Origin of the sequence: Maritalea sp., assembly GCF_051251695.1 — a bacterium.
Classification (GTDB): domain Bacteria; phylum Pseudomonadota; class Alphaproteobacteria; order Rhizobiales; family Devosiaceae; genus Maritalea.
Map to the genome: position 1 here is coordinate 20,313 of NZ_JBPOEU010000008.1, position 25,231 is coordinate 45,543.

At 49.1% G+C, this 25,231-nt stretch carries 26 protein-coding genes; 19 read left to right on the top strand and 7 right to left on the bottom strand.

The genetic code is table 11. The annotated features are described in order from the left end of the window. Positions 1-39 precede the first annotated feature (39 nt). Complete coding sequence (locus tag ACSHWX_RS06060; RefSeq protein ID WP_435667300.1) at positions 40-834, bottom strand: FadR/GntR family transcriptional regulator; 795 nt, start codon at positions 832-834, stop codon at positions 40-42. A gap of 82 nt (positions 835-916) precedes the next feature. Beyond that, a complete protein-coding gene (locus ACSHWX_RS06065) occupies positions 917-1,324 on the bottom strand; it encodes a GFA family protein (RefSeq protein WP_435667301.1) in 408 nt (135 codons plus the stop codon). A gap of 199 nt (positions 1,325-1,523) precedes the next feature. Between ACSHWX_RS06065 and ACSHWX_RS06070 the strand changes: the two genes are divergently transcribed. The 7 genes from ACSHWX_RS06070 to ACSHWX_RS06100 all read left to right on the top strand — a co-directional run bounded on the left by ACSHWX_RS06070 (position 1,524) and on the right by ACSHWX_RS06100 (position 8,760). Then, positions 1,524-2,312 (top strand): SDR family oxidoreductase, encoded by a 789-nt coding sequence (locus ACSHWX_RS06070; RefSeq protein ID WP_435667302.1) that lies wholly within the window; start codon positions 1,524-1,526, stop codon positions 2,310-2,312. Positions 2,313-2,371: 59 nt separating this feature from the next. Then, positions 2,372-3,040, top strand: coding sequence for a response regulator transcription factor (locus tag ACSHWX_RS06075; protein WP_435667303.1), 669 nt, complete (start codon positions 2,372-2,374; stop codon positions 3,038-3,040). Then, the gene (locus tag ACSHWX_RS06080; protein WP_435667304.1) at positions 3,037-4,422 is read left to right on the top strand and encodes a sensor histidine kinase N-terminal domain-containing protein; all 1,386 of its coding nucleotides are present in this window, start codon (positions 3,037-3,039) and stop codon (positions 4,420-4,422) included. Before ACSHWX_RS06075 ends, ACSHWX_RS06080 begins: the two co-directional genes overlap by 4 nt. Beyond that, positions 4,392-5,441 carry an ABC transporter substrate-binding protein gene (locus ACSHWX_RS06085; RefSeq protein WP_435667305.1) on the top strand — a complete coding sequence of 350 codons (1,050 nt, stop codon included), beginning with the start codon at positions 4,392-4,394 and terminating at the stop codon, positions 5,439-5,441. The genes ACSHWX_RS06080 and ACSHWX_RS06085 overlap by 31 nt, the downstream gene beginning before the upstream one ends. A 73-nt stretch (positions 5,442-5,514) precedes the next feature. Further along, on the top strand, positions 5,515-6,684 hold the full coding sequence (locus ACSHWX_RS06090) for a winged helix-turn-helix domain-containing protein (protein WP_435667306.1): 1,170 nt from the start codon (positions 5,515-5,517) through the stop codon (positions 6,682-6,684). A 144-nt stretch (positions 6,685-6,828) separates the two neighbouring features. Then, entirely contained in the window at positions 6,829-7,767 is a 939-nt protein-coding gene (locus ACSHWX_RS06095; RefSeq protein ID WP_435667307.1) for a sugar kinase, read from the top strand. 75 nt (positions 7,768-7,842) lie between these two features. Next, positions 7,843-8,760 carry an MBL fold metallo-hydrolase gene (locus ACSHWX_RS06100; protein ID WP_435667308.1) on the top strand — a complete coding sequence of 306 codons (918 nt, stop codon included), beginning with the start codon at positions 7,843-7,845 and terminating at the stop codon, positions 8,758-8,760. Between the two features lies 1 nt (position 8,761). Here the strand turns inward: ACSHWX_RS06100 and ACSHWX_RS06105 are convergent, their stop codons facing one another. From ACSHWX_RS06105 to ACSHWX_RS06115, 3 genes are all read right to left on the bottom strand, one after another. After that, a complete protein-coding gene (locus ACSHWX_RS06105) occupies positions 8,762-9,829 on the bottom strand; it encodes a YeeE/YedE family protein (protein ID WP_435667309.1) in 1,068 nt (355 codons plus the stop codon). A 100-nt stretch (positions 9,830-9,929) separates the two neighbouring features. Then, on the bottom strand, positions 9,930-10,283 hold the full coding sequence (locus tag ACSHWX_RS06110) for an ArsR/SmtB family transcription factor (protein ID WP_435667310.1): 354 nt from the start codon (positions 10,281-10,283) through the stop codon (positions 9,930-9,932). A gap of 55 nt (positions 10,284-10,338) precedes the next feature. Next, the gene (locus ACSHWX_RS06115) at positions 10,339-10,701 is read right to left on the bottom strand and encodes a transcriptional regulator (protein WP_435667311.1); all 363 of its coding nucleotides are present in this window, start codon (positions 10,699-10,701) and stop codon (positions 10,339-10,341) included. A gap of 117 nt (positions 10,702-10,818) precedes the next feature. Between ACSHWX_RS06115 and ACSHWX_RS06120 the strand changes: the two genes are divergently transcribed. From ACSHWX_RS06120 to ACSHWX_RS06165, 10 genes are all read left to right on the top strand, one after another. Further along, entirely contained in the window at positions 10,819-11,553 is a 735-nt protein-coding gene (locus ACSHWX_RS06120; protein WP_435667312.1) for a cytochrome c biogenesis CcdA family protein, read from the top strand. Positions 11,554-11,562: 9 nt separating this feature from the next. Then, a complete protein-coding gene (locus tag ACSHWX_RS06125; RefSeq protein ID WP_435667313.1) occupies positions 11,563-12,138 on the top strand; it encodes a SoxW family protein in 576 nt (191 codons plus the stop codon). A gap of 144 nt (positions 12,139-12,282) precedes the next feature. Continuing rightward, on the top strand, positions 12,283-12,744 hold the full coding sequence (gene soxX, locus ACSHWX_RS06130) for a sulfur oxidation c-type cytochrome SoxX (protein WP_435667314.1): 462 nt from the start codon (positions 12,283-12,285) through the stop codon (positions 12,742-12,744). Positions 12,745-12,770: 26 nt separating this feature from the next. Next, positions 12,771-13,226, top strand: coding sequence for a thiosulfate oxidation carrier protein SoxY (soxY, locus tag ACSHWX_RS06135; protein ID WP_435667315.1), 456 nt, complete (start codon positions 12,771-12,773; stop codon positions 13,224-13,226). Positions 13,227-13,253: 27 nt separating this feature from the next. After that, complete coding sequence (soxZ, locus tag ACSHWX_RS06140) at positions 13,254-13,577, top strand: thiosulfate oxidation carrier complex protein SoxZ (RefSeq protein WP_435667316.1); 324 nt, start codon at positions 13,254-13,256, stop codon at positions 13,575-13,577. 55 nt (positions 13,578-13,632) lie between these two features. After that, entirely contained in the window at positions 13,633-14,487 is an 855-nt protein-coding gene (gene soxA, locus ACSHWX_RS06145; protein WP_435667317.1) for a sulfur oxidation c-type cytochrome SoxA, read from the top strand. A gap of 90 nt (positions 14,488-14,577) precedes the next feature. After that, on the top strand, positions 14,578-16,269 hold the full coding sequence (soxB, locus tag ACSHWX_RS06150) for a thiosulfohydrolase SoxB (RefSeq protein WP_435667318.1): 1,692 nt from the start codon (positions 14,578-14,580) through the stop codon (positions 16,267-16,269). Positions 16,270-16,450: 181 nt separating this feature from the next. Next, entirely contained in the window at positions 16,451-17,671 is a 1,221-nt protein-coding gene (soxC, locus tag ACSHWX_RS06155) for a sulfite dehydrogenase (RefSeq protein WP_435667427.1), read from the top strand. Beyond that, positions 17,655-18,713 carry a c-type cytochrome gene (locus tag ACSHWX_RS06160; protein ID WP_435667319.1) on the top strand — a complete coding sequence of 353 codons (1,059 nt, stop codon included), beginning with the start codon at positions 17,655-17,657 and terminating at the stop codon, positions 18,711-18,713. The genes soxC and ACSHWX_RS06160 overlap by 17 nt, the downstream gene beginning before the upstream one ends. Before the next feature lie 38 nt (positions 18,714-18,751). After that, the gene (locus ACSHWX_RS06165) at positions 18,752-20,023 is read left to right on the top strand and encodes an FAD-dependent oxidoreductase (protein ID WP_435667320.1); all 1,272 of its coding nucleotides are present in this window, start codon (positions 18,752-18,754) and stop codon (positions 20,021-20,023) included. 35 nt (positions 20,024-20,058) lie between these two features. Here the strand turns inward: ACSHWX_RS06165 and ACSHWX_RS06170 are convergent, their stop codons facing one another. Further along, positions 20,059-20,514 (bottom strand): Lrp/AsnC family transcriptional regulator, encoded by a 456-nt coding sequence (locus ACSHWX_RS06170; protein WP_435667321.1) that lies wholly within the window; start codon positions 20,512-20,514, stop codon positions 20,059-20,061. 150 nt (positions 20,515-20,664) lie between these two features. On the opposite strand from ACSHWX_RS06170, the gene ACSHWX_RS06175 reads away from it, so the two are divergent. After that, on the top strand, positions 20,665-21,891 hold the full coding sequence (locus ACSHWX_RS06175) for a methionine gamma-lyase (RefSeq protein WP_435667322.1): 1,227 nt from the start codon (positions 20,665-20,667) through the stop codon (positions 21,889-21,891). Between the two features lie 74 nt (positions 21,892-21,965). Continuing rightward, positions 21,966-24,353 carry a 1-deoxy-D-xylulose-5-phosphate synthase N-terminal domain-containing protein gene (locus tag ACSHWX_RS06180; RefSeq protein ID WP_435667323.1) on the top strand — a complete coding sequence of 796 codons (2,388 nt, stop codon included), beginning with the start codon at positions 21,966-21,968 and terminating at the stop codon, positions 24,351-24,353. Between the two features lie 26 nt (positions 24,354-24,379). Here ACSHWX_RS06180 and ACSHWX_RS06185 read toward each other — a convergent pair whose 3' ends face one another. Beyond that, a complete protein-coding gene (locus ACSHWX_RS06185) occupies positions 24,380-25,108 on the bottom strand; it encodes a FadR/GntR family transcriptional regulator (RefSeq protein ID WP_435667324.1) in 729 nt (242 codons plus the stop codon). Between the last annotated feature and the right edge of the window lie 123 nt (positions 25,109-25,231).

Genomic DNA, 25,231 nt, shown 5'->3' on the forward strand with positions numbered 1-25,231 from the left:
GTTTTGTGACGGCAAGCTATCGCATGATCGTTGATAAGGTCAAGTTTGTTTACCTCTTGAAATCAATCGTCTGTGGTTTGCAATTTGTTCTCGTCGGTTACGATCTTGCTCCAATAAATAGGATCGCTCTAAAAAGTCGATATGAGCACGGGCCGCCTTGCGCGCACTCTCTGGTTTTCCCTGAATAATTGCCTGATGGATTGCGCGATGTTGGAGCAATAAAAGTTCATTCGCCGCGCCTCCATCTGCAACGCGCAAAACTCGGCGGTTGTAGAACAAGTTCTGCCGTGTTAGCGCGTAAATAGACGACATCGTGTGGACCAGCAGTGAATTGTGACTAGCATCAACAATTGCTGCATGAAAGCGAATATCTGCTTCCTCTGAGGCGTCAAAGTTGTCACATTCGTGGGCAGCTTCAAGCTCTTCCATGATGGCATTCAGGGTCTCTTTGTCGATGTCGGTAGCACGCTCCGCTGCGAGTGCGCTGGCGAACTGCTCCTGTTCTCTTCGGAACTCAAGATAGTCCAAAAACGCACTGGCATGCCGCGAGTAAAGATCGATAAGGGCAGGGGACATTGCCGAGCCGATAAGCGGCGCAACAAACGTGCCTTCACCATGCCGAGAAATGATGAGGTCATTTTCTTCGAGCAGTTTAAGCGCTTCGCGAACTTTTGGTCGCGAAGCAGACATTTGTTCAGCGAGGTCACGTTCTGATGGTAATTTGTATCCGTCTCGCAGCACCCCGTTCAAAATAAGGGCTTCGATCTGATCAACAACCGCATCAACAATTGAACTGTGATCAACGGGTTTGAATATTGTGTCGCGAAAGCCCACGTTTGTTTCCTGTCAGAGTGGTAAAATAAATTGTCCACCCATTGTGCGAGCTTAAGGCATTCGTTTCAATCACAAAAATGCGCTATTTCGGAAACTCGTCAAAAGCGGGCGCGTCTTTTATCCAGTCATGCCAAGGAGCTCTGTCGTGCCAAAAAATGCGCTTGCCTTGGTCTTTATCTGGCGTTTCATCCAACGATCCAGCAGGCACAATGGTGAAGGTCTTTTTCAAATTCACGTATGGTAAGCCCGATCCGCATTTCTTGCAAAATGCTTTTGCTATGCTTCGTGTGGGATGGCGGAAAGTTTCGACGTCACCTTGTCCTGTATGCCAAGTCACAGCGTCCGGCGCTGCAAATAGGTTTGACGCGTGTGCCGATCCTGTGATTTTGCGGCATTGACTGCAGTGACAAAAATAAAAGTTTCTGAATTGGTTTTCTACATCAAATGTAACACTGCCGCATAAGCAGCTTCCTGCAATTTTGTCGTTCATATTCCTGCCCCGCAATTTTTTATTGGATGAACTTGATCATAAGGAATTCCTCCAAGAAGTCTTCGCAGTATTGTGACTAAAGCCGCTCACATTTTGGTGTTGTTCAACTTGTCAGGCGTTGCGCAGAAGCATAGGCTTACCCCAAAGATTGAAACAGAGTTTCAGACAAACAAATTCGAACAAATTGGGTGCGGAAAATATGGATTTAGGACTAAGCGATAAGCGAGCTCTCGTGTTGGCATCCAGCCAAGGTCTCGGCCTTTCTGTTGCAACATCCTTGGTGCGCGAGGGAGCTCACGTTGTGATCAGCTGTCGTTCGGCACAAAAGCTGGAAACGGTGGTGCGAGAACTAAACGAGATGGGGCCGGGTAAAGCGGATTTCGTCGAGGCTGATTTGTCGATGCAAGGCGCTGCGGCTAATCTTTATGCTGAGGCGAAGGCGAAACTCGGGCAAGTTGATATTTTGGTGAATAATACTGGCGGTCCGCCTCCCGGTGTCACCACAGCGCCAGACGCTGATACATGGCGTGCCTATTTTGACACGATGATTTTGCGCGTTATTGAGATGACCAATTTTTGTCTGCCAGACATGCAGGCCAATAGTTGGGGGCGTGTTTTGACCATTGCCTCTTCAGGTGTCGAGCAACCCATTCCAAACTTGGCCATGTCGAATACGTTGCGGTCTTCACTTGTGGGGTGGAGTAAATCGTTGGCCAATGAAGTGGCGAAATATGACATCACCTCAAACATGCAATTGCCGGGGCGCATATTGACCGCGCGGCTTGATCAATTGGACGGCGGAAATGCCGAACGTACGGGCAGAACTCTGGAAGCTGTGCGGGCTGAAAATGAAGCGCAAATTCCAGTTGGTCGCTATGGGCGGACCGAGGAGTTTGGCGATCTAGCAGCGTTTTTAGTTTCTGAGCGCGCAAGCTATGTCAACGGATCTGTGATCCGCTGCGATGGTGGAGCAACCAAAGGCATCTAATGTGCCGTGGGTTTCTATTGTTGGTTGCGGTAGTACGGCGATAAAATTGAGGAGTAGAAGTGCGGTTTTTGTTGGTTGAAGACAATATGCAGTTGGCTGCAGCGCTAAAAAAGAGATTTGCGTTGGATGGCCATGTTGTCGACCATGCGCAAGATCTACGCGATGCGGCGACCAGCACTTCAACCGTCGCTTATGATTTGATTTTGCTGGATATTATGCTGCCGGATGGCGACGGGCGATCATTTTTGAAAACCCATCGGTCGAAAGCTGAACGCACACCGGTGATCGTTCTTACTGCTCGTTCTGAAGTCTCCGACCGTGTGGGGCTGCTCGATTTGGGTGCCGATGATTACATCACCAAGCCGTTTGATTTTTCAGAACTTGAGGCCCGGTGTCGTGCGGTTTTGCGGCGGCAGGGGGGGAGCGTCAACAATGCGCGCGAATTTGGTGATCTGGTATTTGATCCGTCAACTGGCATATTGCGGGTCGGTGCAGACGAACGCGCTTTGCGCAATCGGGAATTGCGACTTCTTGAGGTGTTTTTTGGTGCGCCCGGGCAGATTTTTTCGAAGAATTATTTGATGGACCGGTTGTTCTCTTTTGACGAGGAAGTGTCCGAAAATGCCATTGAAGTTTATGTCGGGCGGTTGCGCAAGAAGCTCGAAGGTTCTGAAGTGCGGCTCGAAACCGTTCGCGGTTTGGGGTACAGGATGATCCAACGATCATGATCCGGTTTTTTGCGACCAGTTCTATTCGTCGGCGATTGGTGGCCCAACTCAGCATAATCGCTGCTTTGCTATCGATCGTGTTCTTTTTGGCCGTACGGTCAGTTGCTGAGGGCGCTGCAGCGGATACACAAGATAATGTTCTCGCAGCCTCTGCGACGTCGATTGCCGACGCTCTATATTCTGAACGCGGCAATGTGCGGGTTGAATTGCCCTATTCAGCGCTTTCGATGTTGGGGGCAATTTCTGAAGATCGGGTCTTTTATCGCATTGTTGCCGATGGTGAAACGGTGACCGGATATGACGATCTCCAGGTGCCAGATATCGGTGCCGACAGGCTTCGCGCTCAGTTTGTTACGGCTCAGTATAAAGGCGAGGAAGTCCGCCTTGTTTCGCTTGCTCGAGCCGTGAGCAGCGGAGATCGCGCAGCAGAAGTACAAGTTGTTGTAGCCCAAACACAACGCGGGTTAGCGGCGATATCATCTCAAATCACCACAACGGCGATGGCCGTTGCCATTGGTTTTTTCTTGATGGCAACCGCTTTAAGTCTTTTTGCGGCTCAAAGCGCAGTGGCACCGCTAAAACGTCTTGCCCAATCGGTTGCGCGGCGCGGCCCCAAAGACTTGCGCTCGGTGGTCACGAAAACGCCAGGAGAGTTGGTTCCTCTGGTGGATGCGCTTAATAATTTCATGGGTCGCTTGCGGTCTTCACTGACGCGCTCTGAGGATTTTATTGCTGAAGCTGCGCACCGGGTGCGGACGCCATTAGCGACAGTGCGCACGCAGGCCGAAGTTGTTTATCGGCAAATGGAGCGGGCGGAAAACCGTAAAGCATTGCGCGAAATGATCAGGGCTGTTGACGAAAGTTCAAGATCGGCGGGGCAGTTATTAGACCACGCCATGGTGACGTTTAGAACTGATCAGCTTGAAAAAAGCGAAGTTGAGCTGGGGGACATCGCCAAAGAAATCTGCCAGCGGCTTAGGCCAACCGCAGAGCTAAAAGATATCGACATTGTTTTGGAACAGTCCCCAAACGAAGTACCTATTTTGGCTGATCGTATACTCATCCAAAATGCGGTGCGCAATATTATGGACAACGCCATCAAATATTCGCCGGTCGAAAGTACGATAAATGTACAAGTATCAAAATCCAACAAAGTGATGAAATTGTCCATAACCGATGAAGGACGTGGGTTTGGTGGTATGGACGCCACCAAGCTGACCAAGCGCTTTTCCCGAGGATCTAACGTTGATGATGTTGTTGGTTCCGGGCTTGGGCTAACGATCGCAGACGAAGTGGCTCAGGCCCATAATGGCCGACTGGAAGTTGGCGAGAACCTAAAAGGCAGAGGCGCATGCGTATCCTTGATTTTCGACTTGTCTTAGCGCTGTTGCTAACAATCGCGGTGCTGCCTATTTCGCACGTCTTCGGGTTTGAAGAGGAAGAGCGAAAATACTATTCGGCCGAAAATGGACAGGAATTATTGTCTGTTCTATCCACAGCGGATATCGACGTGTTCGAGCCGATTATATTGGCGTTTCAGCGCGAAAATCCTTCAATCAATATCGAATATGTAACCACCGGAAGTACGGAGTTGATGAAGGCGATTTACGTCGAGAACGCGCAGTTCGATTTGGTCATTTCTTCGGCGATGGATTTGCAAACAAAACTGGCGAATGATGGTTTTGCTCGGGACTATTCGTCTGAGGCAACGTCTTCGTTGCCCGACTGGGCGGTTTGGCGTGATCAGCTATTTGGTTTCACGCAAGAACCGGCGGTGATGGTGATTTCCAAAGCTGCATTTAAAAATGTAGGTGTGCCACACACGCGCCAAGAACTAATTGAGACGTTGCGGAACAATCCCGAGACATTCGCAGGACGAGTTGGAACATATGACGTGCGAATTTCGGGATTGGGTTACCTGTTCGCAACTCAAGATTCTCGGAACACGGAAAGCTTCTGGCGTCTAACGGAAGTCATGGGCCGGCTCGACGCAAAATTATATTGTTGCTCGGGCGGCATGATTGCAGATGTTGCTTCGGGTAAACTGGCGCTGGCCTATAACGTTTTGGGCAGCTATGCGGAAAGCCAATTAGCCGGGACAGATGGGCTTGAAATTATTCCGCTTGATGACTTTGTTGGCGTCATGCTGCGCACTGCACTTATTCCCACCGGTGCTAAAAATGCAAGCGCTGCGGGGCGAATGATTGATTTTCTCGTCCGGCTTGAAGGACACCCAGAGCTCTCTGCCCAAACCGGTTTGCCGCCAATTCAGCGTGTGGCGCAATCCACTGGGACCGTTTTACGGCCAATTCGGCTTGGCCCCGGACTGCTGGTGTTTTTGGACAAGCTTCGTCGCGAAACTTTTGTTCGCAGTTGGACCAGCTCAATTGAGCAAAACTAAGTGATTGACGTTTACTCTCGAATTTGTTCTTCTTTTGTTCAATTTTGGGATTAAGCAAGGGGGCGGAGATAACATGCTGGAAATCAACAATAAACAAGCACGTTGGTTCTGGCTGAACAAGAATCTGTTGGCGAAACCGCCTACCGGGGCGTTTGATCTAATGCAAACCGTCAAAGATCTGGGGTTTGTGCAAATTGACACCATTCAAAATGTTGCGCGCGCTCATCATCACATACTTTGGAGCCGCAACCAGAACTATCGCTCGAAGGTGATTGATAAGCATCTGGGACGATCTGGTGATCTGTTCGAGCACTTTACCCATGACGCATCGATGATCCCAACTGCGTTTTTTCCCATGTGGCGAAGACAGTTTACGCGGATGGAAGAATATATCCATAAACGCGGATGGCATGAGGATATTTTGGCCACTGATTTGCGCGATCAGGTTCGAGAAAGAATTTTAAGGGAAGGTCCGCTTTCCACCGAGGCATTTGATACAAAAATTGAAGGTGAAAAGAAGATGTGGGCCCGCCCACCGCACAAGCGTATGCTTGATTTTATGTGGTATGCGGGCGAACTTTCCACGTCTCATCGTAAAGGGTTTCGCAAATATTATGACCTGATGGAGCGTGTTGTGCCCGAAGCAATTTTGAATACGGAGTTGTCGGCGCAAGAACAGATTGATTGGCTTTGCAATGCCGCGCTGGAGCGTTTGGGTGTTGCAAATTTGAGCGAGATTCGAAAATTTTGGGACGCAGTAAGCCCATCTGAGGTGAAAGAGTGGGCGGCAAAATCAGATTTGGAACCGGTCAAAGTGCAGGCCCATGATGGCAGTTGGGCCGAGATGTTTGCGCCAGCTGATATTGAAGCGAGTATGAACGCGGCAATAAAACCGACGTCTAGATTGCGCATAATCAATCCGTTCGACCCCGCAATTCGAGACCGTGACCGACTGAAACGCTTGTTTGGATTTGATTATACGATTGAGATATTTGTGCCGGCGCATAAACGGGTTTGGGGATATTACGTTTATCCATTGTTGCAAGACGATCGGTTTGTTGGCCGGATTGAACTTAAAGCGGATCGAAAGAAATCTGAGTTGAACGTTGTCGCATTCTGGCCAGAAGGCAAGGTGAAGTGGACACCAAAAAGGCATGAGGCGTTGAAGAAGGAATTGGCTCGGTTTGCCAAATTTGGTGGCGTTGAAACAGTGAGTTGGAACTGTGATCAGCTTGCTCTTTAAAGCGGGTGAATTTGACCGCATTGAGAAATTTTCGGGGCATGAGCTCAAACATCATGGAAATTGTCGGTTTCTGGTACATCTAACTTCCTCAAATGCGCGGTGCGCGTTAATGAAGTGGGATGAATAATATGGAGCTTTGTAAACATGCCTGAAATCAAAAGCGTTGTTGCTGTTGGTGAGATTATGCTTGAACTTTCAGGTGTTCAGCAAGACGGGTCTGCGCGACTAGGGTTTGGCGGGGATACTGGCAACACGGCGATTTATTTGTCGCGTCTTTTCGGCGCGCAGGGGCGCGTCGGGTATTTGACGCGGTTGGGCCAAAGCCGGTTTTCCAACGATTTGGCGGCGTATTTGCATGGGGAGAATATTGGACTGTCCGAGCAAACTCAGGCAGATGAGGGCACGCCGGGCTTGTACGCGATTAGTACGGACGAGGCGGGGGAAAGATCGTTCACCTATTGGCGCGAAAGTGCTGCAGTTCGTCTCTTGCTTACTGGGAACAGTGGCGAAGATGAACGGACGTTTCTACATGGGTTTGACAGTCTTTATCTCTCCGGCATAACGCTAGCCGTTTTGTCAGATGAGGGGCGGGCGCAGTTGCTAGACATCGCACGAACGTTTTTACAAACTGGCAAAAAAGTTATGTTCGATGTCAATTTTCGAGCCAACCTGTGGCAAAGCCATTCGCCCCATGTTGATGTTCCTGAATTGGTGCGGAAGTTTATTGCCGCAGCAACAATTGTGAAAATTGGCCGCGATGAGGGTGAGGTTTTGTTTGGTGTTTCCAAATCATCCAGGCTGATTGAGAAATTGCGCTTGACTGGTTCTGCTCAATTGGTGGTGACGGACGGTGGAGATCAAATATGTGTCTATGACGCTGGTGAAGTTCACGAAGTAGGCTTTGATGAAGTCGTCGATGTTGTGGATAGTACGGCTGCTGGGGATAGCTTCAGCGCGGGTTACTTACATGCCTATTTGAACGGAAAAGCCGCCCAAGATTGCGTAAAGGCGGGACAAAAATTGGCTGCGGTAGTCATCAAATATTCTGGCGCGATTATACCTCAAGACGCAATGCCGAAATAAGCGACAATTGAATTGTCTTGTGCGTCACCCTAAAATTACATATGAATATTGATATGTTTGTGGGAGATGCACATTATGCTGACGAAAAGAGAATTCTTGAAATTGTTCACCGCTGCGGGTTTGGCAATTGGTTTGCCGAGCATCGTGCGCGCGCAAACGGCGGCTACGCTTTCGTTGGGGAACGCGAAGCTTCACGTTATTAATGATGGATTTATGCAGCTGCCAATGGGGTTTGTTTATGGAAGTGCCCCGCAAGCCGAACGAGATGCATTACTTATTCAAAACGGCTTAGCACTGGATGCTGTGTCTCCACCTTGCAATGTAACTGTGCTTGAAACCGATGAGGGCCTTATTGTCTTTGATGTTGGTGGCGGCACCAATTTCTTGTCCTCACTCGGTGGATTTTTTGATGCCTTTATTGAGGCGGGGTTCGATCCGGAACGGGTCACAGATGTGGTGTTTACCCATGCTCATCCTGATCACCTTTGGGGCATAATCGATGATTTTGACGAAGTGATTTTCCCAGAAGCGAAAATGCATATAGCGCGATCTGAGTTCGACTTCTGGATGGATAAAAATACAATTTCAAAGATGAACCCGGAACGCCAATCCTTTGCGGTTGGGGCTAAAAATCGTTTGGGCGAATTGGCCGATCGTTTCAGTTTTTTTGAGTTTGGCGATGAGATATTGGGCGGCATTGAGGCGGTAGACACAAGTGGTCACACAATCGGACATACCTCGTTCGTCGTACACGGCGGCGACCAGCCAACGATGATATTGGGCGATGCATTAACGCACCCGATCATTTCGTTTGAAAAGCCCAATTGGCCGACAGGGTCTGACCACGACATGGACCAAGGGATTGCCACGCGGCTAAAACTGCTGGATCGCTTATCGCATGATCAGATGCGGGTAATTGGCTATCATCTTACCAACAATGGGGTGGGACGTGTCGAGCAATCAGGAACTGCATTCCGGTTTGTAGGAAGCTAAATTACTGGGTGCCTAATTGAAAGATGCGTCCGCCGAGCAAATAGGCAAGACCAATACGGGCACCCAAAGCAACACAGAGAAAAACAATTGGTGCGCTTACTGTAAGCAGGGAAGCGGCGCTTAGGCCTTGGCCGATTGTGCAGCCTAGTGCCAAAATGCCGCCAAACCCCATAAATGCAGCTCCGGCGATATGGCGTCCAAGTTCACGCGCGTCGTCACATGCTTCCCAGCGGACTGAATGTTGTTTGATTGCCCCAATGGCAGCACCTAAAATTGTGCCGAAGACTAATCCAACTCCATAATCTGGTCCAACACCGGTATTGGCAATGAATTGCAAAATGCCGTCCCCCAATGGAAGAACAAAGCTGGCAGATTCAAGTTGAACCGGGGCAAATGAGATTTGTTGAAAATAGGAAGTGATCCACCAACCGCTGGCAATGACGCCACCAACAATTGTGCCCGTCAACAGACCAGACTTGTTGTGCCGAAATTCTTTGGATTTAAACACCCAAAAAGCAACAGCCGCTAGTAGGATGATCATTGTCGGGAGTTGTGCCCAACTACCCAAAACACTTGCAACCAGGCTGGGAATTGATTGGTCAGCAGCGAAGCTAAGATCAATACTTGAATTTTGTTCAATGAAGATGCGCACTGGTGAAAGTGTGCCACGGGCGGTTGCAAGGGCCGTTATGCCGATGACAAGGAACGCGACAAACCCTTTTAGGCTGCCCCCACCAAGACGGATCAGCGCACCAAATCCACAAGTGCCGACGAGCGCCATGCCCAACCCAAAAAATACGCCGCCGATTATGTAAGCGCCAACGGCAAAGTCGGTTGTGAGGTAAAAACTGGAGCTGAGGTTTAGGGTTCCAGTTGAAATTGCGATTTGGGTTATGATTGCCGCGACGAGGGCGGCTAAGCCCCATGTGCGTAGCCCACCTGTGTCGCCAGAATACCAAGCTTTTTCAAATGCAGAGAGTGTGCAAAACACGTTCACACGCGCCACGTATCCCAACAAAACGCCAACAGCGATTCCCGCCAACGGCAAGCCATATAGTGGCTCTATCATCCCAAATCTCCCTGTCCCCTGCGCCATCATATGACGCAAATCAGCAAAAAGACAATTGGATTAGATAAATGAGTCTGTAAGTTCGTTCTGGATAAGGGGGCTATTCGGCTTGATCTGGTTTTTCGTCGACACAGAACAATTCGTATAATTGACCAATAATCGTTGATACTTCGTCGCTGGCGATTGAATAGTAAATGGTTCGGCCTTCACGGCGGGTATTGACTAATTTGTCAAACCGCAATCGGGCTAAGAGTTGTGACACAGATGCCTGGGGCATCGACATGACGCGCTCTAGGTCGGAAACCGACTTTTCACCTTCAGATAGAATGCACAAGATGAGCATACGCGACTCGTGCGAAAGAGCCTTAAGCAATTCGCTCGCTTTTCGCGCCTGTTCCATCATGTTGCGCATCTCTTCGGGGGAAGAGTTTTCACTCAATTTTGGCAATGCCATGAAGTTCACATTCATCTATTTAGTTGTGTCGTGGGCCTTGATGTCAAAAAATGGCTCATTTTTCAAGCTTTTCAAGCAATTCATCGAGTAGAAACCAGAAAAATTGATCACCAGCGTATCCGCGCAAGCGGCCAATTTCTTCGCCGCCAGCAATTAACACAAAGGTTGGCGTGAATATATCTGGCTTTATCTGGGACAGGTCTTGAGGCCAGGGCTCATGAATGTCAACGCGTCGTAAGGGCGCAGCTTTGCCTTCCCACGTCTTTGGATAAATTTCGCCGATCTCTTTGTCCCACTGTTCACAATAGGTGCATCCAGCTTGCTCAAGCATCAGCAATTGCTGTGCCCTTGCCGGGTTTGCAAACAACATTATGGCAAGCAAAGTTGCCAATAGCATTTTTAGATAGACCGTTTTCATTCGTGTTCCTGAGTTCCAGCGTGAATTTCAGTATATCAGTGAAAATATATAGTGGAAATCAAATATATTTGAGCTATGGTGAGATAGATATGCAAATTAATATATGTTGGGGCCAATATGTTGGATGTAAGTATTTGGGGGGCGTTCATCGCGGGCGTACTATCGTTCTTTTCCCCCTGTGTTTTACCGATCGTACCGCCATATCTCGCCTATTTGGCGGGGGTCAGTTTTGAGCAACTAAGCGACGAGGACATGGATGCCAGCGCTGCTCGGCAAATCCTTTTGGCTTCGGTTGCATTTGTTGTTGGCTTCTCGACCGTTTTTGTCGCGTTGGGCGCTACAGCGAGCCTTCTGGGCCAAACGATTGCCCAATATTACCATATTCTGTCGATTATTGCCGGTGTGATCATCATTGCGATGGGCCTGCACTTTATTGGGATTTTGCGCTTGTCGGTGCTTTATCGTGAAGCGCGGGTGCAGGTAAATTCTAAACCTGTTGGATTGCTGGGCGCATTCATTATGGGATTGGCCTTTGCTTTCGGCTGGACGCCCTGTGTGGGGCCGATTTTAGCGACCATTTTGTTCGTGGCAGGGTCTGAAGATACCGCTTGGCGCGGCATGAGCCTGTTGCTCGCCTATTCTGCGGGCATTGGTATTCCGTTTATACTGGCCGGGGCATTTGCCGCGAGATTTATCAAAGTCGCTGGGCGGTTGAAGCAACATATGCGCAAGATAGAAATTGCTATGGGCATACTGCTGATTGTTACGGGGATTTTGTTTGTTACGGGAAGTATGAGCGCGATTGCCCAGTGGCTTTTAGATACATTCCCCATTTTTGGCACAGTTGGATAGGAGGCAGAAATGTTTCGGATTTTGATGATATTCAGTTTTTTGTTTTTGGGTAATACGGCTTATGCCGAAACCATTGGTGAGGACGGACTGCATAAACAGGATTGGTTCACACTGACATTCCGCGACATTGCGGAGGATATCGAAGCAGCTGCGGCAGAAGACAAGCGTTTAGTGTTAATATTTGAACAACGCGGCTGCATTTATTGCGCCAAAATGCATAAGGATCTTTTGTCTGACCCTGAAGTGGCCGCCTACATCCAAGAGAACTACATGGTCGTTCAGTATAACATGTTCGGCGATGAAGGGGTCACTGATCTTGATGGCGAAGAGCTAACGGAGAAGACCGCTGCGCGCAAATGGGGATATGTTTTTACCCCGACTTTGGTGTTTTTGCCTGATGTCGTTCCAGTCGAATCTACTAGTGTTGCCAAAGCCGCTGTGGCGACTATGCCGGGTGCATTTGGCAAATGGACATTCCTCAATATGTTCAAATGGGTGAATGAGCGGGGCTATGAAGGTGAAGAGCATTTCCAAAAATATCATGCAAGAATCATAGAGCAACTGCGCGCTGAAGGGCGACTTTGATCTGATTACGGTGTGTGGAAAATAGTCGATTTCGCGCAAAACATATGAACATTTGAATTAATACATTGATTGAAAGGAATTATCGATTTAAGCTCACGATAATGTGAATGAGATCTAACGATCCATCTCAGGGAGGGGACTGGTATGAGAAAACTGATTGTCGCTACCTCAGTGGCGATATTATGCAGCACAGGTTCTGTGTTTGCTGACGCGGTTGGACCAAGTGACGTTAAAATGGTCGACGCGGTTATTGAAAATTCATTGACCGGGCAGATGGGTGATCCAGCTGCTGGACGGGACATCATGATCAACCGCAAGCTTGGCAATTGCCTCGCGTGCCATATGAACACTGAAATTTCAGAGCAACCGTTCCACGGTGAAGTTGGCCCCCCACTTGATGGTGCTGCCAGCCGGTGGAGCGAGGGTGAATTACGCGCAATTTTGGTGAACGCCAAACAGGCGGTGAACCCAGATTCGATAATGCCATCATTCTATAGCTTGGAGCTTGGTGCCCGTGTAGCAGAGAAATTTGCTGGTAAAACGATTTTGGATGCCCAGCAGGTTGAAGATGTATTGGCTTATTTGATGACGCTGAAAGACGAATAGGCAAAAGCATGAACAAGGAGACAAGAATGAGCATATCAAGACGCAAAGTGCTTGCGCTAGGTGCTGGCCTTGGTGCAATTGCCTTGACTGGGTTTAAGTCAAGCATTGCATTTGCCGATGATGCCGCTGCGCAAGCCGCAATTGATGCGTTTGCTGGTGGTGCAAGTATTGGTGAAGGCCGAGTTTCACTGACAGCACCTGAAATCGCAGAGAACGGTAACACCGTTCCAGTTTCGGTTGATGTTGAAAGCCCCATGACAGATGCAGACTATGTCGCGTCGGTTATGATTTTGGCTGAAGGCAATCCAAACCCTGGCGTTGTCACGCTCAATTTCACACCCATGAGTGGAGTTGCTTCGTCAACAACACGTATTCGTCTTGCAAAAACACAGAATGTGATTGCGGTGGCGAAGATGAGCGATGGCTCGGTGTTTATGGATAAGAAGCTCGTCAAAGTAACTATTGGCGGTTGTGGCGGCTAAGCGGCCGACAAATTAGGAGAGACAATTATGGCTTCAAAACCTCGCGTTAAAGTGCCTAAAAAAGCTGCCGCTGGTGATGTTATTACTATTAAGACATTGATCAGCCACGCTATGGAAAGCGGGCAACGCAAAGGAAAAGATGGAAATCTGATCCCACGCAAAATCATCAATAAATTTACAGCGGATTTCAACGGTACGCCGGTGTTTTCTGCCGATATTGAGCCCGGCGTAGCGGCGAACCCGTTCATCGAGTTTAATGTGAAGGTCACCGAGAGTGGCACATTTAACTTCATATGGCTTGATGATGATGGTTCTGAATATACGTCGAGCAAAGATATTGCTGTAAATTAATTAGACAGACAACGAGCTAAACGGCTCGAAATCTGTTGCTTAGAGGAGGAGACAGATGATCAAAAAAGGGGGGATAATTGCCGCTTTAGGTCTTAGTGCAATCGTTGCGACTTTGATGTCGCCGGCATTGGCCGATCCGGACAATAATCAACTGATCATTGAAGGCGAGCTCATCGTTACTGATGTTGCCGCACCTGATAGTTCACCGCTTGACCATATCTATTCTGGTTGGCGTTTCCGCGCACCTGAAACGCAGTCATTGCAGTTGGATGATTTCGAAAATCCAGGTTTTGTAGCGGTTGATGATGCGGCAGAAACTTGGGAAACAGCAGACGGAAGCGAAGGAAAATCTTGCGCATCCTGTCACGAAGATGTTTCCAGTTTGGCTGGATTGCGCGCCGAACTGCCAAAATGGGATGAAGCAACCAACAAGCCAGCAACGATGGAGAATTTGATCAATCGTTGTCGTACTGACCGTATGGGCGCAGACGCTTGGAAATGGGAAGCAAAAGAGATGCTTAACATGACCGCGTTGATTAGCGTTCAGTCTCGCGGCATGCCGGTCAATATTCAAACTGACGGACCAATGGCTGAGTGGATGGAAAAGGGCAAGGACCTTTATTACACCCGTGTTGGCCAACTCAACATGTCCTGTTCGAATTGCCATGAAGACAATTACGGTAAGCAAATTCGTTCAGATCATTTGAGCCAAGGGCAAATCAACGGTTTCCCTGTTTATCGGTTGAAGTGGGCTGGTTTGGGTTCCATCCATCGACGCTTTAAAGGCTGCATGGACAATATTCGAGCAACGCCATTTAAACGCGGTTCAGACGAGTTTATCGCTCTAGAAGCTTATGTTGCATCTCGCGGTGCTGGTTTGGCGGTCGAAGGTCCGTCTGTGCGGAACTAGGAACGTTTAATTTGTGGCAACGGCGCTAAGTAAGTGCCGTTGCCGTTTTGATGCCTGGTAAGGGCAGTTTCATAAAATAGGGGTGTTTGTATGCTTTCTCGTCGTGAGTTTTTGATGGCGGCTGTAGCAACGTCAGCAATTGGTGGAGTTGGTATGTCTGGGCAATGGGCTCGGGCGGCAGCGCGCCAAGAACTTACTCAAGGCGATTTGCTGGATATGGATGGCTACGGGAATGTGACCCTCGTGCATATTACTGACCTACACGCCCAGCTTAAACCAGTTTATTTCCGCGAACCCTCCATCAATCTGGGCGTTGGCGATGTTAACGGTTTACCGCCTCATGTTACGGGGAAAGACTTTCTTGACTTGTATAATATTGCTCCCGGTTCTGCTGATGCATACGCGCTGACTTCTGATGATTATGTCAGCCTAGCTAATGAGTACGGCAAGATGGGTGGCATGGACCGCATTGCAACAGTCGTGAACTCCATCCGCTCAGAACGTGCTGACAACATGTTGCTGCTGGATGGCGGTGATACTTGGCAGGGCAGCTATACGTCCAACCAAACCCAAGGCGCAGATATGGTTGAGGTGATGAACTCCTTGCAACCTGACGCGATGACGGGGCACTGGGAGTTTACCTACGGTGTGGACCGGGTAACTGAAATTGTCGACGAGTTGCCGTTCTCGTTTTTGGGCTCGAATATTTATGACGCTGAATGGAATGAACCAGCGTTTGAAGGATATAAGATATTTGAACGCTGTGGCGTGAAAATCGGCGTTGTCGGTCAAGCTTTCCCATATACACCAATTGCAAATCCACGTTGGATGTTTCCGAACTGGTCGTTCGGCATTCGCGAAGAAGATATTGTTCGCAATATCGAAGCGGCGCGCGCAGATGGTGCTGAACTTATTGTATTGCTTTCCCATAACGGTTTTGATGTTGATCGTGCGTTGGCGAAACGTGTTGATGGCATTGATGTTATTCTTTGTGGTCACACCCACGATGCTCTGCCAGAACCACTGCTGGTGAATGGCACATTGCTGGTTGCGACGGGTTCGCACGGCAAGTTTGTTTCGCGGCTTGATTTGGATGTGCAAGGCGGCGAGGTCAAAGGCTTCAAATATCGATTGGTGCCGATTTTCTCTGATGTAATTGCACCTGATGCGTCTATGACGGCATTGGTGGATAAAGTCCGTGCGCCTTACAAAGAAGAGTTGGCGCGAGAACTGGGAACAACAGATAGTCTTTTGTACCGTCGTGGCAATTTCAATGGCACCTTTGATGATCTTATTTGTCAGGCGCTGATTGAGGAGCGAGACGCGGACATTTCGCTTTCACCCGGCTTTAGATGGGGCACGAGCGTGCTGCCAGGTCAAGCGATCACCGTTGAAGATTTACACAATGCATGTGCGATGACCTATCCGTCGGCATATCGTTCTGAAATGACCGGCCAGACCATTCACGACATCTTGGAAGACGTTGCGGACAACTTGTTCAATGTTGACCCCTATTACCAACAAGGTGGCGATATGGTGCGTGTGGGCGGTATGGGTTACACGATTGACCCAACCAAGACCATTGGCAACCGAATTACTGACATGACCATGCTGAAAACGGGCGAGAAGATTACGGCTGAGAGCGCCTACATCGTGGCTGGATGGGCGTCTGTTAGTGAAGACGTCGAGGGCCCCGCAATTTGGGATGTCGTGGAAGATCATCTGAAAAAGAACCCGGTTGTCGCTTTAGAGGCGAACCGTTCTGTTAAAGTAATTACCTAATAAATCAAAGAGTTAGAGATTTTTTTGATTTATGGATAGGAATCTGTTCAAATACATATGAAAAACCATATGAATATAGAAAGGCGTCATCGGGGTGAGTGAAATATCAAAACCGAAAAACGCGGACAAGGCTGACAGGCAAATGAATCAAGGGCGGCGTGCGTTCTTGAAGAATGGTCTTATGGCTGGCGGCGCTGCTGCGATTGGTGCAGCAAGTGCTGGCGCTGCGCATGCCGCTGGTGAAGACGTGATTTTGCAAAAGCAAGATTGGCGTACTACTTTGGGCGACGGCGTTGGCGAGCGGCCATACGGGTTTCCATCTGAGCATGAAAAACATGTTGTTCGCCGCAGTGTCGAATGGCTAACGGCGGATCCCATTAGTTCGGTTAGCTTCACGCCTTTGCATGAACTTGATGGTATTATTACGCCAAATGGCGTTTGTTTCGAGCGGCACCATGGCGGTATTGCAGAGATTGACCCGACTGCGCATCGGTTGATGATCCATGGGTTGGTGGATACGCCTTTGGTCTTTACGCTAGAAGACATAAAGCGGTTTCCCCGAGAAAACAGAGTTCACTTTTTGGAGTGCGCAGCCAACTCGGGCATGGAATGGCGCGGTGCTCAGCTGAACGGCGTGCAGTTCACCCACGGCATGATCCACAATGTTATGTATACGGGTGTCAAACTGCGGCACGTTCTTGAAGAAGCAGGCATCAAACCAAACGGTAAATGGTTGCTAGCTGAAGGCGGAGACGCCTCCGCGATGACCCGTTCGATCCCGATGGAAAAAGCACTCGATGATTGCATGATCGCCTTCAAGATGAATGGCGAGGCGCTTCGTCCGGAACAGGGCTATCCACTGCGGCTTGTGGTGCCGGGTTGGGAAGGTAACATGTGGATCAAGTGGTTGCGACGCATTGAAGTTGGTGATCAGCCTTGGCAGCAGCGCGAAGAGACCTCAAAATATACAGATTTGATGCCTGATGGGCGCGCGCGGCGATTTACGTGGCAAATGGACGTGAAGTCTGTGATCACCAGCCCAAGTCCGCAAGTACCGATTACGCATGGCAAAGGCCGCACCGTAATTACGGGGCTTGCATGGTCAGGCGCGGGCAAAATCTCGCGGGTGGATGTTTCGATTGATGGTGGGCGCAACTGGCAGCCTGCACGGATCGACGGGCCGAGCTTTTCTAGATCAGTTCATCGGTTTTATCTTGATATCGATTGGAATGGTGAACCGCTTTATTTGCAGTCTCGGGCAATGGATGAAGCCGGAAATCTTCAGCCAACTAAAGATGCGTTACGGGCTGTACGCGGCGTTAACTCGATCTATCACAATAACGGTATTCAAACATGGTACGTGGCAAAAGACGGAGTGACGGAAAATGTTGAAGTTTCTTAAATTTGCCGCGCTTAGCGTTGTTGCCGCTATCGTGCTTTCTGGCGCGGCGTTTGCGCAGGGTGATGCTGTAGCTGGCGCGAAAGTGTTCAAAAAGTGCAAAGCTTGCCACGCCATTGGTGATGGGGCAAAGAACAAAATTGGGCCACAACTCAACGATATTTTTGGCCGCGATGCGGGTTCAATCGAAAGGTTTAAATACTCGAAGGCGATGCTGGCGAAGGCCGATGAAGGCTTGGTGTGGGATGATGCTAATTTGGCCGCGTTCCTTGCTAAGCCGAAAGCTTTCATCAAGGGCACGAAAATGTCGTTTGCTGGTTTGAGAAAGCAAAAAGACACCGACAATTTGCTGGCCTATCTCAAATCGTTTTCGGCAGCTCAAGAAGAGGCTGTGGTTGAGGAAGTCGTGCCAGTAGTTGAAGATGTTCCCGTTGCTGTTAAACCTATCAACGAAAGCATGCCGACACATGGCGTATTTCAACTTGGACGTGTCGCAACTGCTGATGAGATATCGGCTTGGGACCATGACGTGCGACCAGATGGAATGGGTCTGCCAGAAGGGCGTGGCAACGTTCTTGATGGCGAAGAAATATTTATTGAGAAATGTGCTTCTTGTCACGGTGATTTTGGCGAAGGTACTGGAAGATGGCCTGTTCTTGCAGGTGGCCAAGGCACTTTGCAAGACGAGCGGCCAGTTAAAACCATAGGCTCCTATTGGCCATACCTTTCAACGGTTTATGATTATGTGCAACGTGCGATGCCATTTGGCGAGGTAGGCAGTGTTTCCGACGATGAAACCTATGCGATTACCGCCTACTTGCTTTATTTAAATGACATTGTTGATGATGAAGAATTTGAGCTTTCCAACGAGAATTTTTTGTCCATAGAGATGCCCAACACGGCGAACTTTTACGCGGATGATCGGGCGGACGAGCCAAGTTATGGTACAAGTGAAGAACCTTGTATGAGCGCATGCAAACCTGGTCCGGTTGAGATTACAAAACGAGCACAAGTGTTGGACGTGACACCAGACCAGAGCAATTAGTTAGCGCCGGTTCGGCGCAGTAAATTTCGGAGGAAGCAATGAGTGTTGATCGTCGGGGATTTATCGGGTTGGGCGCGGCAGGGGCGGCTACATTGGCGTTTCCTTCGGTTTTGCGCGCTCAGGTTAGGCCGCGCGTAGTTGTTGTCGGTGGAGGGGCCGGTGGTGCATCTGCCGCTCGGGCAATATCTGCACTTGCAAATGGCGCGCTTGATATAACACTAATCGAGCCGAAAAAGACTTACACTACCTGCTTTTTCTCCAATCTATATCTGGCTGACTATCGTAGTTTTTCGTCTATAACACATTCATATTCAAAGTTGAAAAGTGTCGATGGGATCAATGTGATCCACGACTATGCCGCCCAGATTGATCGTGGCAAACAGCGCGTGGTTTTGGTATCTGGCGGTTTTGTCGAATATGATCGACTTGTTCTATCGCCCGGCATTGATTTTGATTTTGACACAACGCCTGGCTATTCGATTGAAGACGTTGATATTGCGCCCCATGCTTGGCAAGCCGGTGAACAAACTCAACTTCTTAAGCAAAAGCTGGATTTGATTGAGGATGGTCAACAGATCATCGTCGTTCCCCCAGATTACCCCTATCGGTGTCCACCCGGACCATATGAGCGTGTTTCCATGATGGCACATTTATTGACCGCTAAAGGGCATACGAATTCTCGGATTATTATTCTTGACCCTAAGCCTAGTTTTTCAAAACAAGCGTTATTTTCGCAAGGTTGGGCGCAGCATTACCCGGGCATGGTTGAATGGTTGGGGCCAGATATACATGGCGGCATAATCAATATTGATGCGCAATCTGGGATTGTGGAAACTGATTTTGATGATTTTGAAGGTGACTTACTAAACGTAATACCCGGTCAATTAGCTGGTGAAATTGCACGATCTGCCCAACTGGCAAATGAGACAGGGTTTTGCGAAATCGACGGATCATCAATGCGTTCACAGTTGGACCCAAACATATATGTCATCGGGGATAGTTGCATTGCTGGGAAAATGCCGAAATCGGCCTATTCAGCCAACAGCCAAGCAAAGGTCTGCGCACAAAATGTTGTAGCTGATCTAACTGGCAGCGATCGTGGAGAAGCCGAATTTGGCAATGCATGTTATAGCCTGATTTCAGACAATAATGGGGCCGTGGTCAGCGCAACTTTTAAAGCCCAAATGCAAAAGATTGAACCGGTGACAAGTCACGTTTCGCAACTGGAAGAAACACCCGAAGAACGCGCTGCGACCTTCGCCCAGTCGTTGGAGTGGTATGCTGACATTAGCGCCGATATGTTTGGTTGATCCCAGTCGTTACCTTGTCACCTAGTAGTTAAATACTACATGGCGGGATAGGTGTTGGTACGCTTGACTTCGCCATACGCAAAACTCGTTTCAATTGCAGCCACCCCGGAAATTTTGTGGATACGCTGCCGGGTAAAGCGCTCATAATCTTCAAGACTAGCGACGACAACGCGCAATAGATAATCCCAGTCGCCGGTCATGAGGTGGCATTCAAGTATTTCATCAATTCGACGCACAGCAGTTTCAAATTCACTCACGACGTTTTCGGTGTGATGTTGAAGTTTGATTCGCACGAAAACGGTAACCGGCAAACCGTATTTTCCTTGGTCAACAATCGCGCAATAGCCCTTGATAATCCCAGCTTTTTCAAGGTTTTTCAGGCGTCGCAGGCATGGGGATGGAGACAGATTTACACGCTCAGCCAGTTCTTGGTTGGTTAAACGTCCGTTGGTCTGTAACTCCCTAATGATGTTTTGGTCGATTTTGTCCATTCACTCCTCCAATGCGCAACAATATGCCAATTTTGAGGGTCTTTGTATCCATATTTGCCAGAAACTGCTGCGGAAAAAGCAATATCATGGTGTCGATGATGGCGCAATGTTGGCGCAATGTTGGCCGCTCACAGTTCAAAGGAATGCGAAATGAAAGATGATTCACTAGGACGCCCACTTGGACGCTCACTTGGGTTTTCGACAAACGCCATTCATCATGGATATGATCCGTTGGATGAAGAGGGCGCGCTTACCCCGCCGCTTCACCTGACTTCGACCTATGCATTTGACTCTGCTGAGCATGGCGGTGAAATGTTTGCGGGGGAACGGCAGGGGCATGTCTATTCTCGGATTTCTAATCCAACATGTGATTTACTTGAGCGCCGGATCGCTGTTTTAGAAGGCGCGGAAGCCGGATTGGCGAATGCTTCGGGTATGGGTGCAATCACATCGGTGATGTGGACATTTCTATCGCCGGGCGATGAGGTGATTTGTGATGAGACACTTTACGGCTGCACGTTTGCCTATTTCGAACACGGGTTGACCAAGTTCGGTATCAAAATCACCTATGTGGATATGACCAATGCCGAAAATGTGCGTGCGGCAATCAGTGAGAAGACCAAGATTGTATATTTTGAGACAGTGTCAAACCCAAATATGCGGTTGATTGATGTGGCGGCTATATCTGATATCGCCCATGAGGTAGGTGCAAAGGTTGTCGTTGATAGCACCTATACTACGCCATATTTGATGCGGCCAATTGAGTTGGGTGCCGATATTGTGGTGCATTCAGCGACGAAATATTTGGGTGGACATGGCGATGTCATAGCTGGACTTGTTGCAGGTTCGCTGGAAGATATAAGTCAAATCCGTCTTGTTGGTATGAAGGATATGACCGGGGCGGTAATGGCACCGTTTAACGCCATGCTTATCTTGCGGGGCATCAAAACTTTGCAATTGCGCATGGACCGACATTGTTCGAGCGCGATGAAAGTTGCCAAGGCACTTGAGGCGCACCCGATGGTTTCTGAAGTTCATTTTCCAGGTCTGGAAAGCTTCCCGCAACATGCACTGGCAAAGCGCACAATGAAGGATTTTGGTGGCATGATTGCGTTTGAAGTGATTGGCGGTATTGAAGCCGGTAAGTCGACGATGAACCGGCTGAAAATGATCAAAAGGGCGGTAAGTTTAGGTGACGCTGAAACGCTAATTCAGCATCCAGCGAGCATGACCCATTCGACCTATACGCCCGAAGAACGTGCGGCGCATCGGATTAGTGAAGGCTTGGTTCGAATGTCAGTGGGGCTGGAAGATCCTGACGATATAATTGCCGATATTATGCAGGCGCTCCCTATAGCTGATCAAAAAGTTGCTTAGGTTTTTAAGTTGTTCACGATGAACGGCATGTGTTGAGTTTTGGACATGCAATGGACGAGGCGAGGGGAAGTACAATGAGTAAAGAGATTGAACAACTTAAACAGTTGGAAAATCAGGTGCTTTGGCTTGCCTGCTGGATGATCCACAATGCCAACCATCTCCGGAAAAAAGAAGATGGTGACGTGAAGGTCGGCGGACACCAAGCGTCGTCAGCTTCAATTGTTTCGATTATGACCGCGCTATATTTCCACGTGCTCCGGCCAGAAGACCGTGTGGCGGTAAAGCCGCACGCGTCACCTATCTTTCACTCGATCCAGTATTTGATGGGCAATCAAACGCGTGAGAAAATGGAGAATTTCCGTGGTTTTGGTGGCGTGCAGAGCTATCCAAGTCGCACAAAAGACATTGATGATGTTGATTTTTCAACCGGCTCGGTTGGGTTGGGTGTTGGGGTAACTGCGTTTGCCTCCATGATTCAAGATTATTTGCAGGCCAAAAAATGGGCGAAAGACAAGCCCATGGGTCGCATGATTTCATTGATCGGCGATGCGGAAATGGATGAAGGCAACATTTTTGAATGTCTGCAAGAAGGTTGGAAACACGATCTGCGCAATGTCTGGTGGATAATCGATTACAACCGACAAAGCTTGGACGGCGTGATCAAAGAAGGGCTTTGGGAACGGCTTGAAACTATCTTCAAAGCATTTGGTTGGGAAGTTGTGCGCATCAAACACGGGTCGTTGCAACGTGCTGCATTTGCGGAGCCAGGTGGCAAGGAATTGCGCGACTGGATCGACAGCTGCCCGAACCAGCTTTACTCGGCCCTAACGTTCCAAGGTGGTGGCGCGTGGCGCAAACGGTTGTTAGATGAGATTGGCGACCAAGGCGATGTAACCGCATTGATTGAAAAACGTTCTGATGACGAATTGTCGGCTTTGATGAACAATCTGGGCGGTCAGTGCATGGAAACATTGGTGGAAGCGTTTGATCGTATTGATCACGACAAACCTACGATGTTTCTTTCCTATACGATTAAAGGTTGGGGCACGCCGCTTGCAGGGCACAAAGACAATCATGCGGGATTGATGACACCTGCTCAGATGGAGATATTCCGCAATAATGTCGGCGTGAATCTTGGTGACGAATGGGAGAAGTTTGGCGCTGTTGCAGATCAAAAGAAAACGCAGACATTTTTGAATCAAGTGCCGTTTTTTGCAAAAGGCACGCGCCGTTTTAAAGCGGATGCTGTGCCCGTTGGCGAAAGCATCAAACTAACGGACCGTTTGCAGTCTACGCAGGCTGGATTTGGCAAAATCCTTGATGCTATTGCCAAGCGTGATGACAAGCTTGCTGAGCGGATCATCACCACGTCTCCTGATGTTACGGTTTCAACCAATATGGGTGGTTGGGTAAACCGTAAAGGGTTGTTTGCCCGTGAGGCAATGCGGGATACGTTTAAAGACGAAGCTATTCCTTCGGCTCAAAAGTGGTCGTTTTCGCCAGATGGGCAGCATATGGAGCTTGGCATTGCGGAAATGAATTTGTTCCTCATGCTGGGTGCAGCAGGGCTTTCTCACAGCATATTTGGCGAGCGCTTGTTGCCCGTTGGGACGGTCTATGACCCGTTCATAGCACGAGGTCTAGATGCGCTAAACTACGCTTGTTACCAAGACAGCCGGTTTATGATCGTTGGCACACCATCAGGGGTTACATTGGCTCCAGAAGGTGGTGCCCACCAGTCTATTGGATCGCAATTGATTGGGATGAGCCAAGATGGTTTGGCTGCGTTTGAACCAGCCTATTTGGACGAATTGTCGGTGATTATGAACTGGGCGTTCGACTATATGCAGCGCGATGGTGAAGGTGACCCTGACGAGCGCACTTGGCTGCGTGACGAAACTGGCGGATCGATCTATATGCGTCTTTCAACGCGACCCTTGGAGCAGCCGGTATGGCGTGAAGATGACGCTTTTAGGCAGGGCGTTATTGATGGCGCATATTGGTGGCGTAAGCCGGGCGCGAATTGTGAAGTTGTCATCGCCTATCAAGGCGTCGTTGCTCCTGAAATATTGGAAGCTGCCGGCCGCATCGGTGAAGATCGCCGCGATATTGGCGTTTTGGCTTGTACTTCGGCTGACCGTTTGAACGCTGGCTGGACTGCAGCGCAACGTGCGCGTAGACGCGGCAACGACGGCGCCATGTCCCACGTTGAACGCATGCTTTGTGAGTTGCCGCCGCACTGTAAAATCATCACGGTGACGGATGGCCATCCAGCCACATTGAGTTGGTTAGGGGCTGTCGCTGGGCATCAAACTGTACCGCTTGGGGTGGAACACTTCGGCCAAACTGGCACAGTTGGTGATCTTTATTCCCATTTCGGTATTGATGCAGATACGATTGTTTCTGTTGCGCAAAATTTGGTTTCAGGCCGTCCGTTGCGGAACTTAAGCGTGGTTGTTTGAACTATTAATAGCCGCAATATCGGTGGCTAAAGAACCTCTGAACGCACTTCTGAAATATGCTGGTGCATGGCTTCGCGTGCCGCTTCAGCATCTTGTTTTTCGAGTGCGTCGATGATGCGTTTGTGGCCCTCGTCGGAAACGGTTTTGCGACGTGCTTTTTCGTCGTCTGAGGAAGCGCTTGGCAGAATGTGCAAATTGATTTCCCGCAATACGTCAAAAAGCAACTCGTTGCCAGTTGCAGCGGCGATTGCTTCGTGGAAAGAGCGATCAAGCTTTTGCCCGGCGGCAAAGTCCTGGTTTGTCTCCAGCCGTGCTGCATAGTCTTTTATGACGGAAAGCTGGTCTTCACTTGCCAATTCGGCTGCAAGGCCGGCAATTTGTGGTTCTAGCATGTCGCGCAGCTGGAAAAGATCGAACACTTTTCTGGTATTGCCTTTAGTCGAAAACCCAAGTGCGCGCACCAAATCCGCTTTGCTGGTGGCTTGGATATAGTTGCCGCTGCCTTGACGTGCAGCAAGCACACCTTGCTCTTGCATGACCCGAATGGCTTCGCGCAACGAGTGGCGGGAAACTTTGAACTGTTCCGAGAGTTGTCGCTCTGGCGGTAGCATGTCGCCGGGGCCAAGCTTTTTCTCTTCTATGAGGACACGGATCTTTGCAACTACGGTTTCATAGGCACGCATGGTCGGCGAGGCGTCGCTTGTAGCGCGCGTGGGTTTGTTCGTCGAAAGTGTATTTTTTTCAATTACGGCCATGTTCAACCAATTTTTGTTGTTGACCCTCTTTAAAGCGCAAAAAAGCCCTTTTAATCAACAGTGAAATCTGCAGTGTTTGATAAATTGGTTGATATCTGCGGTCAGATGATCGAATCCGTCAGT